The organism is Streptomyces sp. NBC_00989 (assembly GCF_045162655.1).
In the GTDB taxonomy this organism is placed as follows: Bacteria; Actinomycetota; Actinomycetes; order Streptomycetales; family Streptomycetaceae; genus Streptomyces.
Genome location: NZ_CP108728.1, coordinates 5,018,519 through 5,030,474, shown reverse-complemented (window position 1 = coordinate 5,030,474; position 11,956 = coordinate 5,018,519). Strand labels below are relative to the sequence as shown.

10 protein-coding genes and 1 pseudogene are annotated in these 11,956 nt (G+C 70.8%); 8 read left to right on the top strand and 3 right to left on the bottom strand.

Annotation, left to right across the window (positions count from 1 at the left end):
- Nucleotides 1-62: 62 nt before the first annotated feature.
- From OG714_RS21955 to OG714_RS21945, 3 genes are all read right to left on the bottom strand, one after another.
- The gene (locus OG714_RS21955) at nt 63-722 is read right to left on the bottom strand and encodes a LuxR C-terminal-related transcriptional regulator (protein ID WP_406131905.1); all 660 of its coding nucleotides are present in this window, start codon (nt 720-722) and stop codon (nt 63-65) included.
- A 326-nt stretch (nt 723-1,048) separates the two neighbouring features.
- Nucleotides 1,049-2,416, bottom strand: a complete 1,368-nt coding sequence (locus OG714_RS21950; RefSeq protein ID WP_406123334.1) for a sensor histidine kinase — start codon at nt 2,414-2,416, stop codon at nt 1,049-1,051.
- A 194-nt stretch (nt 2,417-2,610) separates the two neighbouring features.
- Nucleotides 2,611-3,810: a sensor histidine kinase gene (locus tag OG714_RS21945; protein ID WP_406123333.1), complete on the bottom strand. Its 1,200-nt coding sequence runs from the start codon at nt 3,808-3,810 to the stop codon at nt 2,611-2,613.
- A 371-nt stretch (nt 3,811-4,181) separates the two neighbouring features.
- Between OG714_RS21945 and OG714_RS21940 the strand changes: the two genes are divergently transcribed.
- The 8 genes and pseudogenes from OG714_RS21940 to OG714_RS21905 all read left to right on the top strand — a co-directional run bounded on the left by OG714_RS21940 (nt 4,182) and on the right by OG714_RS21905 (nt 11,953).
- On the top strand, nt 4,182-4,586 hold the full coding sequence (locus OG714_RS21940) for an NADH-quinone oxidoreductase subunit A (RefSeq protein WP_406131904.1): 405 nt from the start codon (nt 4,182-4,184) through the stop codon (nt 4,584-4,586).
- Nucleotides 4,577-5,233, top strand: coding sequence for an NADH-quinone oxidoreductase subunit B (locus OG714_RS21935; RefSeq protein WP_406123331.1), 657 nt, complete (start codon nt 4,577-4,579; stop codon nt 5,231-5,233). Before OG714_RS21940 ends, OG714_RS21935 begins: the two co-directional genes overlap by 10 nt.
- Nucleotides 5,230-6,855, top strand: a complete 1,626-nt coding sequence (locus OG714_RS21930; RefSeq protein WP_406123329.1) for an NADH-quinone oxidoreductase subunit C — start codon at nt 5,230-5,232, stop codon at nt 6,853-6,855. The genes OG714_RS21935 and OG714_RS21930 overlap by 4 nt, the downstream gene beginning before the upstream one ends.
- Entirely contained in the window at nt 6,852-7,820 is a 969-nt protein-coding gene (locus OG714_RS21925; RefSeq protein ID WP_406123327.1) for an NADH-quinone oxidoreductase subunit H, read from the top strand. Before OG714_RS21930 ends, OG714_RS21925 begins: the two co-directional genes overlap by 4 nt.
- Nucleotides 7,820-8,444 (top strand): annotated as a pseudogene (locus tag OG714_RS21920) (NuoI/complex I 23 kDa subunit family protein); the annotation flags it as partial. The gene OG714_RS21925 and the pseudogene OG714_RS21920, both read left to right, overlap by 1 nt.
- 292 nt (nt 8,445-8,736) lie before the next feature.
- Nucleotides 8,737-9,555, top strand: a complete 819-nt coding sequence (locus OG714_RS21915; RefSeq protein ID WP_406123325.1) for an NADH-quinone oxidoreductase subunit J — start codon at nt 8,737-8,739, stop codon at nt 9,553-9,555.
- Nucleotides 9,555-9,962: an NADH-quinone oxidoreductase subunit NuoK gene (gene nuoK / locus OG714_RS21910; RefSeq protein ID WP_406123323.1), complete on the top strand. Its 408-nt coding sequence runs from the start codon at nt 9,555-9,557 to the stop codon at nt 9,960-9,962. Before OG714_RS21915 ends, nuoK begins: the two co-directional genes overlap by 1 nt.
- Complete coding sequence (locus OG714_RS21905) at nt 9,959-11,953, top strand: NADH-quinone oxidoreductase subunit L (RefSeq protein ID WP_406123321.1); 1,995 nt, start codon at nt 9,959-9,961, stop codon at nt 11,951-11,953. Before nuoK ends, OG714_RS21905 begins: the two co-directional genes overlap by 4 nt.
- Nucleotides 11,954-11,956: the final 3 nt, after the last annotated feature.

The following is an 11,956-nucleotide window of genomic DNA, read 5'->3' as shown; positions in this document are numbered from 1 at the left end:
TGGACTGACGGCGGTGAACAACCGCCGGTCGGCGACCGGACAGCTGACACAGTGTCAGTTTGTCAGGAGTTGAGGTAGGTGAGCACGGCCAGAACACGCCGGTGATCCCCGTCACTCGGCGACAGCCCCAGCTTCAGGAAGATATTGCTGACGTGCTTCTCGACCGCGCCGTCGCTCACCACCAGCTGCCGGGCTATCGCGGAGTTCGTCCGCCCCTCGGCCATCAGCCCCAGCACCTCGCGCTCCCGCGGGGTGAGCCGCACGAGCACGTCCTGCTTACGGCTGCGCCCGAGCAACTGCGCGACCACCTCCGGGTCGAGCGCCGTACCCCCCGAGGCCACGCGCACCACCGCGTCGACGAACTCACGCACCTCGGCCACGCGGTCCTTCAGCAGATAGCCGACGCCGTGCGTGGAACCGGCCAGCAGTTCGGTGGCGTAACGCTCCTCCACGTACTGCGACAACACCAGCACGCCGAGGCCGGGATGCGCCTTGCGCAACTCCACGGCCGCCCGCACTCCCTCGTCGGTGTGCGTCGGCGGCATCCGTACGTCGGCCACGACCACGTCCGGCAGCGCGCCCCGATCCGCCAGCTCGGTGATGGTCTTCACCAGCGCGTCCCCGTCGCCCACCCCGGCCACCACGTCGTGCCCACGGTCGGTCAACAACCGGGTCAGGCCCTCCCTGAGCAGCACCGAATCCTCGGCGATGACCACCCGCACCCTGTCCTCCACGATGTTCGGCCCCCCATAGCCCGCCCTGCCGGCCCACGTCGGTTCGCGTCCGTCCACACGACAGGCCCAGCATTCCAGTATTCGGACCTCGGTGCGTCCGGGGGACTGGAATCGGGGGGTGGGGGTGGGGGTTCAGGCCAGGGGGCGGGGTAGTTGGGGGGTCGCTTCTCGGTGTGGGGCGGTGTCATCTGGCTTGTGGGGCGGTTCGCTTTTCAGGGCGGGGGTTGGCTTTTCAGCGCAGGCCCCAGAGGGCAGGGCAGCGGGCTCAAGGCTTCAACGCCTCAAGCCCTGAACCCCCTCAGCCCGTCAGTCCCTCAGCCCCGCCAGGGCAGCTCCGCCGTGATCCGGGTAGGCCCACCCACCGGTGAGTCGACCACCAGAATCCCGTCCACCGCGTCCAGTCGCCCGGCAAGACCGGCCAACCCCGAACCGCCGGAGGCATCCGCGCCTCCCACCCCGTTGTCCACGACCTGCAACATCAGCCGGTTCTCCACCCGCCACACATCCACCGCGGCCCACGTGGCCTTCGCATGCTTGCTGATGTTCTGCAGCAACTCCGAGACGGTGAAGTACGCGATCCCCTCGATGGCCGCCGCCGGCCGCGCCGGCAGATCCACGTCCACCTGCACCGGCACCGTGCACCGCGAGGCCACGGAGGACAGGGCGGCATCCAGCCCCCGGTCCGTCAGCACCGCCGGATGGATCCCGCGCGCCAGATCCCGCAGTTCCTGCAACGCCGTCTTCACCTCACCGTGCGCCTCGCCCACCATCCGCGCCGCCGCCTGCGGGTCCTCCGTCAGCTTCTCCTTCGCCAGCCCCAGATCCATGGCCAGGGCCACGAGCCGGGCCTGCGCCCCGTCGTGCAGGTCGCGCTCGATCCGTCGTAGATCCGCCGCCGCCGTGTCGACCACGACACCCCGGTCCGACTCCAGCTCCACGACCCGCGTCGCCAGCGTCGACGGTCCCAGCAGCCCGTGCACCATCAGCCGGTCCACCATCGTCAACGCCCGTACGATCCACGGCGTGGCCAGCGTGAACAGCAGTCCCACCAGCGCGGTCACCGTGATCTCGAACGGGTTGTCCAGATAGATCCGGTGGTGCTCGTCACCGTAGAGCTGAAGGCCGCCCCCACCGCCGTACATCGGGAAGAGCCAGAACCACAGCGGGTACGTCAGCAGCGCCCAGCCGTACGCCCAGAAGTTGAGGGCGACGACGAAGGAGAAGACCGCCCACGGGAAGTGCAGTACCGCGTACAGCAGATGGCGCCAGGACGCGCCGCTCTTGAGGACGGCGCCCATCCAGGCCATCGGACCGTTCTTCTTCATGCGCAGCGGCTCGGGGGCGGCGACGTCCAGGTCGAGCAGCCGGCGGGCCCGCGCCCGCTCCAGCGCGCCGAACCCGCGGCAGCCGGCCAGCGCGCCCGCCAGGACGGGCACACCGAGGAACGTGATCAGCAGGCCCGCCCCCAGCGACACCATCGTGACCGCGTAGGTGAAGAGCAGGATGCTGATCGGCAGGCTCAGCAGCACATACCCGAACTCCCGCCAACTGCGCGCCTCCAGCGGTGCGCGCAGCGCGGTCGGCAGCCGGTGCCGGCGCCGTTCGTCGAACCGTTCGTCGAGCCGTTCGTCGAGATCGAACGTGCCGTGCGATCCGTACCCCTGCCCGTACTCCGTGGCCATTGACGTCGTCCCGTTCTACTCGTTTCCGCAGCCGTGCTGTCGTATCTCCAGACTGCTGTGCCGCAGGTCCGCGAACCATGGAGTCCGTCGGCCTCTCGGGAGGGGGGTTTTCCCTACCCCCGGCCCAGGTCGGCGGGGCCCCGCGTAGGCGGGTGTGGTTGTGGCGGTGGGGGCGCTGTCTCTGCTCGCCACGGCTAGGCGGTCCGTTCCCGCCACGGCAGTTCCGCCGTGACCGTCGTGGGGCCGCCGGGTGGTGAGTCGAGGACGAAGAGGCCGTCGACCGCGCCGAGGCGGTCGGCGAGGCCGCGCATGCCGGTGCCGCCGTCGAGGCGGGCGCCGCCGCGGCCGTCGTCCCAGACCTGGATGAGCAGCCGGTCCTCCGCCCGCCACACGTCCACCGACGCCGTACGGGCACCGCTGTGCTTGCTGATGTTCTGGAGCAGCTCGGAGACGGTGAAGTACGCGATGCCCTCGATGGCGGCGGCCGGGCGCGCGCCGAGGTCGGCGGTCACCTTCACCGGCACCGTGCAGCGCGAGGCGACGGAGGAGAGGGCGGCGTCCAGCCCGCGGTCGGTGAGGACGGCGGGGTGGATGCCGCGCGCAAGGTCCCGCAGTTCCTGGAGCGCCAGCTTCACCTCGCCGTGCGCCTCGTCGACCATCGCGGCGACCTGCTCGTCGGCCTGGCCCTCCAGCAGTTTCTCCTTGGCCAGGCCCAGCCCCATGGCCAGATTGACCAGCCGGGCCTGCGCCCCGTCGTGCAGATCGCGCTCGATGCGCCGCAGATCGGCCGCCGCCGTGTCGACCACGACACCCCGGTCCGACTCCAACTCGGCGATACGGCGCTCCAGTTCGTCCGAGGGGGAGAGCAGGCCGCGCACCATCGCCCGGTCCGCGTTCGCCAGCCCGCGCGCGATGAACGGCAGCACCGGCCACAGCACGAACAGCGAGGTCAGCGTGACGGTGAAGGTGACGATGCCCCACGGCAACCGCATCCCGTCGTACAGCACCGTCCGCCAGCCGACCGGGTCCTTCAGCGCCATCCACACCCGTTGCAGCAGCCCGCCGCCCTTGCGCCACGGCAACGGGCTCGGCTCGTCGATCCGCACCCCGAGCAGCCGCCGGGCCCGGCCCCGCTCGAACTTCCCGATCAGCCGCGCGCCCATCAACCCCAGCGCGAGCAGCGGGAACCCGACCACGGTGACGGTCAGCCCGCCGCTGATGGCCAGCATCGTCACCACATAGACGAAGCCGAACACCGACACCGGCAGATTCGTCAGGAGATGCGCGATCTCCTTCCAGGTGTGTCTGTCGTAGGCGAAGCGGGCCGGCGGCAACGGCTCGTCGAGCTCGCCGCCGGGTGCCGCCGGGTCGGCGTAGGGGATGCGTACGGTCATATGGGCCAGCGTGCCGGGTGGCGCGCCCCAGCGCCATGAGGTCCGCCGCCCAGGTCTGCTGGGGAAAACCCCACCACGGCATCTCGGGGACATCTCGGGGGCGTCGCGGGGCGTCGCGGGTCATCTCCGGGGGAGTTCAAGGCGTGACGGGCTGCTTACCGTCCCTTTAACAGGGCCTAGACTCCCGTGCGTACAGATCGTCGAACACAGAGTTCACTTGGGTCACCGGGGTAGCGGCGGTGTGGTGATGCGGCGGTGCGGCGGCGGAGCATCGGGCCGAACCGTCGGGCGCCGTTCGCCGGTCACCGTTCGCCAGGGATGAGGAGGGGTCGGACTTGCGGGAGATGTTGCCGGAGACCTTTCGGGGGACCTTGCGGGAGCCGACCGTGGCCGTCGCGGCGGACTCGGTGGACTACTTCCGGTCCTACTCCGTCGTGGGACTGCTCGCCGTCGTCGGCGTGCTCTTCGTCGCGGTGGCCTTCGGCGCCGGCCGTCTGCTGCGCCCGGTCGTCCCCACCCCCGAGAAACTCCTGACGTACGAGTGCGGCGTCGACCCCGTCGGCGAGGGCTGGGCCCACACCCAAGTCCGTTACTACGTCTACGCGTTCCTGTACGTCATCTTCGCCGTCGACTCGATCTTCCTCTTCCCCTGGGCGACGGTCTTCGCCGCGCCGGGCTACGGCGCGACCACCCTCGTCGAGATGTTCATCTTCCTGGGCTTCCTGACCGTGGGCCTGCTGTACGCATACAAGAAGGGCGTCCTGGCATGGACGTGACCCCCGAGCCCGTGATGTTGCCGGAGCCGGTGTACCTCCCCGAGCCGAAACGCCTGGGCGCCCTCGCCCGCCTCGCCCCCGAACCGATGAAGGTGGTCCTCAACTGGGGCCGCCGCTACTCCCTCTGGGTCTTCAACTTCGGACTCGCCTGCTGCGCCATCGAGTTCATCGCCGCGTCCATGGCCCGCCACGACTTCATCCGCCTCGGCGTGATCCCCTTCGCGCCCGGCCCGCGCCAAGCGGACCTGATGGTCGTCTCGGGCACGGTCACGGACAAGATGGCCCCGGCCGTGAAACGCCTCTACGAGCAGATGCCCGAGCCCAAATACGTCATCTCCTTCGGCGCGTGCAGCAACTGCGGCGGCCCGTACTGGGACTCCTACTCCGTCACCAAGGGCGTCGACCAGATCATCCCGGTCGACGTCTACGTCCCCGGCTGCCCGCCCCGCCCCGAGGCCCTCCTTCAGGGCATCCTCAAACTCCAGGAGAAGATCGCCCGGGAGTCACTGGGGGAGCGGTACGGGGTGACGGGGGGCCGGGCTTCTACGGCGGCGCTGCAGAGCGGGTTGGTGCCGGCGCCGGTGCCTGACGGGGGTTCTGCGGGTGCAGGCTCGTCCTCCGACTCCGGCTCGGGGGATGCCCGATGACCGCCGTCGGCTGGCTGCCCGCTCCGGTCGAGGAACTGTTCGGTACGGAGGCCACGGCCGAGGAGTCCTACGACCTCCTCACGGTCGACGTACCCCCCACCGCCTGGCTTGCCGCCCTGCGCACCGCCCGCGACGACCTGGGCTGCACCTACTTCGACTGGCTGAGCGCGGTCGACGAACCAGGCACCGGCTTCCACGTCTCGGCCCACGTCGTGGCACTGGCACCGGTACGCCGCCTCCTCGTCCGTACGACGGTCCCGCACGAGACTCCGGCACTCCCCACCGCCGTCGACGTCTACGCGGGCGCAGCCTGGCACGAACGCGAGACCCACGAAATGTTCGGCGTCGACTTCGAGGGCCACCCGGCACTGGACCACCTCCTCCTCCCGGAGACCTTCGAAGGCCACCCCCTCCGCAAGGACTTCGTCCTCGCGGCCCGAGTCGCCAAGGCCTGGCCCGGCGCGAAGGAACCGGGCGAGTCGGACCACGGCGGCCCGAAGCGCCGCCAGATGCTCCCGCCGGGCGTCCCCGACCCGAACGAGTGGGGCCCGTTGAAGGGCCAGCTTCCGGCGGCTCCGGCACGACCGGCGCGGGGAGCGGCGCGTGCTGCGGGTGAACGTCCGGCACGGGCTGCGGGCGACCGCCCGGCCCGGGCTGCGGGTGACCGTCCGGTACGTGGGGCGGGGGAGCGTCCGGCACGGGCGAGTGGCGATCGTCCGGTGCGTGCGGCGGGTGAGTCTCCGGGTGGTGCGGTGGGTGACGGTCCGGTGCGTGCGGCGGGTGAGTCTCCGGGTGGTGCGGTGGGTGACGGTCCGGTGCGTGCGGCGGGTGACACTCCGGGCCGTGCGGCGAGTGACGGTCCCGTGCGTGCAGTGGGTGAGCCTCCGGCTCGTGCGGTTGGCGATCGCCCTGTACGGCGGACCCGTTCGGCTTCGGAGGGGTCGGCGAGTCAGGGGGTGCCGACTGGGGGTGCGGTGCCTTCGGGAGAGGGTGCGGTGCCGCCGGCTGGGAGTGAAGCGCCGTCGGTTGGGAGTGCGGCGCCGTCTGTTGAGGGTGCGGTGCCTCCGACCGAGGGGCAGGCGCAGGTGCAGGCTCAGTCGGCCGAGGGTGTTGGCGGGCCTGCGGTGCCGCCTGCTGGGCCGCGCCGGGCGCGTAGCGCCTCGGAGGGCTCGGCGAGTCAACAGGCGACGAGCGCGACGCCCCCTCGCCGTTCGCGCAGCGCGAGCGGCGGCTCGGCATCGCAACAGGCGTCGGCACAGACACCGGCACCTGCGGTGGAACCGGAATCGACCCCTGCGGCAGAACCGCCACAGGGACCGGCAGTGGCACAGGGACCGGCACAGGGACCGGCGCCGGCACGAGAGGGCAGCACCGCCCAGCCCACCACCACACCCCGCAGCGCGGACGCCCCGTGGCACAACGCCCGCCCAGCATTCGCCGAGCCGGAGCCGGAGCCGGAGTCCGAGCCGAAGCCAGAGCCCGAGTCGGACTCGGCCGCAACTGCACCTGACCCGGACGCAGTTGAACGACCCGATGCGCCCCCCACCTCCGAAGATCCAACCCCTGAAGCCCCCACCCCCGAAAGCCCAACCCCCGACACCCCCGCAGGAGGCTCGCAGTGAACGACGCGCTCGACGTCGCCCTGCGACTCCTGGTCGTCTTCGTCGTCTTCCTCACCTTCCCCCTGATCGTCGGTCAGACCGAGCACAAGGTGATGGCCCACATGCAGGGCCGCCTCGGCCCGATGTACGCCGGCGGCTTCCACGGCTGGGCCCAACTCGTCGCGGACGGCGTGAAGTTCGCCCAGAAGGAAGACATCGTCCCGGCGGGCGCGGACCGCCGTATCTTCCAACTCGCCCCCGCTGTCGCCCTCCTCCCGTACCTGCTCGTCCTCCTCGCCATCCCGATCGGCCCGAGCGAGGGCGCCGTCGGCCAGGTCCTGGACGCGGGCATCTTCTTCGTCCTCGCGGTGATGGGCGTCAGCGTCCTCGGCTCCCTCATGGCCGGCTGGGCCTCCGCCAACAAGTTCTCCCTCCTCGGTGGCCTCCGCACCGCCGCCCAACTCCTCGCCTACGAACTCCCCATGCTGCTCACCGCCGCCTCCGTGGCGATGGCAGCCGGCACGGTCTCCCTCCCCGGCATCCTCGACGCCTTCCACTGGTGGTGGCTGCCCTGGCAGATCGTCGGCGCGATCGTGTTCTTCGTGGCGGGCCTGGCCGAACTCCAGCGCCCTCCCTTCGACATGCCCGTCGCCGACTCCGAGATCATCTTCGGCGCCTACACCGAGTACACCGGTCTCCGCTTCGCCCTCTTCCTCCTCGCCGAGTACGCCGGAATCGTCGTCCTGTGCGGCCTGACCACCGTCCTCTTCCTGGGCGGCTGGCACGGCCCGTGGGGCGCGGACGGCCTCGGCTGGGTGTGGACCCTGCTGAAGACCGGGCTCCTCGCCTTCGTCGTCATCTGGCTCCGCGTCACCTATCCCCGCCTGCGCGAGGACCAGCTCCAGAAGCTCTCCTGGACCCTCCTCGTCCCTCTCTCCCTCGCTCAGATCGCCCTCACCGGCATCGTGAAGGTGGTGTTCCTGTAATGGCCCCGATCCCCGGCTCCGGCCTGGCCAAGGGCCTGGCCGTCACCCTGCGCACGATGACGAAGAAGACCGTCACCGAGCAGTACCCGGACACCCAGCCCGACCTCCCGCCCCGCACCCGCGGAGTCATCGGCCTGTTCGAGGAGAACTGCACGGTCTGCATGCTCTGCGCCCGCGAGTGCCCCGACTGGTGCATCTACATCGACTCCCACAAGGAGACGGTCCCGGCGGCTGCCCCCGGCGGCCGTGAGCGCAGCCGCAACGTCCTCGACCGCTTCGCCATCGACTTCTCCCTGTGCATGTACTGCGGTATCTGCATCGAGGTCTGTCCTTTCGACGCGCTGTTCTGGTCCCCGGAGTTCGAGTACGCCGAGACCGACATCCACGAACTCACCCACGAACGCGACAAGCTCCGCGAGTGGATGTGGACCGTCCCGGCCCCACCCGCCCTCGATCCCGGCGCCGAGGAACCCAAGGAGATCGCCGCCGCCCACAAGACGGCCGAGAAGCTGGCCGCGACGCAGGCGGCACAGGCGAGTCAGGCAGCGCAGACGGCTCAGGCAGCGCAGGCCGCGGAAGCCGCAGCCACCGCAGAGGCAACGCAAGCCGCAGCGGTCACGCCAGCCGCAGAGGTCACCGAGACCCCGCAGACCAACTCCACAGCGGTCACCGAGACCCCGCAGACCAAGCCCGCAGAGGTCACCGAGGCTCCGCGGACCAACCCCGCAGAGGTCACCCAGGCTCCGCAGACCAACCCCGCAGAACTCACCGAAGCTGCCAGGGCCGAGCCAGCCGAGCCCACAAAGCCCGCCGATCCCGCCGAACCCGCAAAGGTCACCGAAGCCGCGAAGCCCGAGCCCACCGAGGCCCCGCAGACCGACCCCGTCGACCCCACCGAGCCGCCGGAGGGACAGTCGTGACCCTCGCCGAAACCGCCACCGTCACTGTCAACGCCACGGCAACAGTCGCCGCCCCCCACACCCCCGGCTTCCTCTCCCCGACCGGCGTCGAGATCGCCTTCCTCCTCGTCGGCCTGGTCACCTTCGGCGCCGCCCTCGTCACCGTCACCACCAAGCAGCTGGTGCACGCCGCCCTGTGGCTCGTGGTGACCCTCGGTGGTCTCGCCGTCGAATACCTCCTCCTCACCGCCGAGTTCATCGCCTGGGTGCAGGTCCTCATCTATGTCGGTTCCGTCGTGGTCCTCCTTCTCTTCGGTCTGATGCTCACCAAGGCCCCCATCGGCCGCTCCCCGGACGCCGACTCCGGCAACCGGTGGGCCGCCCTCGCCGTGGCCGTCGCCGCCGCGGCGGCCCTGGTCTGGGTCGTCGTCGACGCCTTCCGCGCGACCTGGATGGACCTGGACGGTCCGGCCGCCGGCTCGACCGCGGTGACCGGCGCGAGCCTGTTCCAGAACTGGGTCCTCCCCTTCGAGGCCCTCTCCGTCCTTCTCCTCGCGGCACTGGTCGGCGCGATCGTCCTGTCCCGCAAGACGAAGTCGGAGCTGAGCTCTCCCCCTGTGAACTCCCGGGGTGCGACCGGTAGTTCCCCATCAGTCCCGGATTCCCGTAATCACACGTTCAGGCGAAATGGCCGGTCTCAAGGCAACGATCCGACCAAGCGAAACCTGACCGAGGAGAACGGGACCGATCAGAACGGGACCGATCAGAACGACGGGACCGAGGAGAACAACGGCACCGAGCAGAACAACGGCACCAAGCAGAAGGGAGCCCGCTGATGCACCTCGTCTATCCCGCCGTGCTCGCCACCCTCCTCTTCTGCACCGGCATCTACGGCGTCCTCGCCCGCCGCAACGCGATCCTCGTCCTGATGTCGGTCGAGCTGATGCTCAACGCCGTCAACCTGAACCTGGTCGCCTTCGACGTCTGGCTCAGCCGGACCGCCGAGGACAAGCTGCACTCCGGCCAGGCCCTGACCCTGTTCACCATCGCCATCGCCGCCGCCGAGATCGGCATCGGCCTGGCGATCGTCCTCGCCGTCTACCGCGGCCGCGGTACCTCGGACATCGACAAGCTCCGCGACACAGCCGAGGGCCACGAAACCGACGGCCCGGACAGCGACGCCGTTGACAGCGAAGGCACCACCGAGCCCCCCGCGGCCGAGAAGGCTGAGGCCACCGCGTGACCACGACCACCCTCGCCGTCCTCGTCCCCCTCCTTCCGTTCCTGGGCGCCGCGGCCGGCCTGCTCCTGGGCCGCACCGCCCCCGGCTTCGTCCGCCCGCTCGCCGTCCTGCCGTCGCTCGCCGCGCTCGCGCTGGCCGCGATCGTCGCCGTACGCCAGGGCGGCGACGCGGCCGTCGACTCCGCCACCGAACTCACGCCCACCGGCTCGGTCCCCGTCGAACTCGCCCTGCACATCGACGGCTTCGCCGCCCTCGTCGCCGTCCTGGTCGCCTTCGTCGCCACCTGTGTGCAGATCTACTCGACGGGCTACCTGCGCGACGACCCGCGCTACCCCTCGTACGCCGCGCTCGTCTCCCTCTTCACCTCCGCGATGTTCCTCGTCGTCTACTCCGGCGACCTGATCGTGCTGCTGGTCGGCTGGGAGGTCATGGGCATCTGCTCCTACTTCCTCGTCGGCCACTACTGGGAGACCCCGGAGGCCCGCGCCGCCTCCATCAAGGCCTTCCTCGTCACCAAACTCGGTGATGTCCCCTTCCTGATCGGCCTGTTCGCGCTCGCCACCGACGCCGGGTCCTTCCGCATCACCAAGATCCTGAGCACCGTCGCGAGCGGCGGGCTGCACCACCCGACGCTGATCGCCCTGCTGCTCCTGGCCGGCGTCGCGGGCAAGTCGGCGCAGTTCCCGCTGCACACGTGGCTCCCCGACGCGATGGCCGGTCCCACGCCCGTCTCCGCGCTGATCCACGCCGCGACGATGGTCGCCGCCGGTGTCTACTTCATCGCCCGTCTCCTCCCGGTCTTCGAGGCATCCTCGGCCGCGATGGTCGTCCTCGCCGTCATGGCCGCCGTCACGATGGCCGGCTCGGGCCTCGCCGCGCTCGCCCAGGACGACATCAAGCGCGTCCTCGCCTACTCGACGATCGGCCAACTCGGCTACATGAGCGGTGCCCTCGCCGTCGGCGACCGCGGTGCCGCCGTCTTCCACCTCCTCTCCCACGGCGCCTTCAAGGCGCTGCTCTTCCTCGCGGCCGGCGTGGTCATCCACGCCTCCGGCACCAACTCACTCGCCGCCATGTCCCGCATGGGCAACCTGCGCGCCCGCGTCCCCGACGCCTTCTGGACGATGACCGTGGCGCTCCTCGCGCTCGCCGCGATCCCGCCGTTCAGCGGTTTCTTCTCCAAGGAGTCCGTCCTCGGCGCCGCCGAACACGCGGCCACCGGAGACACCGAGCACATCCCCGGCGCGGCGGGCTGGATCGTCCTCGTCGCCGGTCTGCTCGCCGCCCTCCTCACCGCCGCGTACGCGACGCGCCTGTGGCTGCTCGCCTTCCACGGACGGGGAGTTGAGGCCCCCGACCACGGCAGGCAGCCCGTGGCCATGAACGCCGTGCTGTGGGTGCTCGCCGTCCCGTCCCTCGCCCTCGGCGGACTCGCGTACCGCGCTCTGCCCAACTGGTTCGACGGCCACGACCTGACCCCGACGCTCACCACCTCGGTGCTGGGCACGGGCGTCGCCCTCGTCGGCGGCATCGTCACCTACGGCGCCTGGCGGCACACCACCGCACTCGCGGGCAGCGCACCGATGGGTGCCGTGGCGGCCCACCCGGAGGGCGACGCCGGACTCGTCGAGGCCGAGGCCATCGCGAGCCACGCAGCCGCCTACGGAGACGTGGCATCGGCACCCGACCCGGCGGACCCGGGCCGCCTCCTGCTCGGCCCGCTGCACCGCCACGCGGCCACCGGCTTCCACCTGGACGCCGTGTACGCGGCCCTGTTCGTCCGCCCGGTGACGGCGGCGGCGAGTCTCGTCCGGTTCCTCGACCGCGAGGTCGTCGACACCTACGTACGCGGCGCGGGCACCCTGCCCCGCCTGCTCGGAGCCGCCGTACGGCGCGCCCAGAACGGCAATATGCAGACCTATGTGAGCGCGCTGCTCGCCGGCACCGTCGTCCTGACGGTCGCCGTCCTCCTCGTCGCCACGGGAGTGTGAGCA

What these genes read in the sequence shown, in the direction of transcription:
- OG714_RS21950 (WP_406123334.1), bottom strand. Translation starts at nt 2,416, where the DNA reads ATGGCCACGGAGTACGGGCAGGGGTACGGATCGCACGGCACGTTCGAT.
- OG714_RS21945 (WP_406123333.1), bottom strand. Translation starts at nt 3,810, where the DNA reads ATGACCGTACGCATCCCCTACGCCGACCCGGCGGCACCCGGCGGCGAG.
- OG714_RS21935 (WP_406123331.1), top strand. Translation starts at nt 4,577, where the DNA reads ATGGACGTGACCCCCGAGCCCGTGATGTTGCCGGAGCCGGTGTACCTC.
- OG714_RS21930 (WP_406123329.1), top strand. Translation starts at nt 5,230, where the DNA reads ATGACCGCCGTCGGCTGGCTGCCCGCTCCGGTCGAGGAACTGTTCGGT.
- nuoK (WP_406123323.1), top strand. Translation starts at nt 9,555, where the DNA reads ATGCACCTCGTCTATCCCGCCGTGCTCGCCACCCTCCTCTTCTGCACC.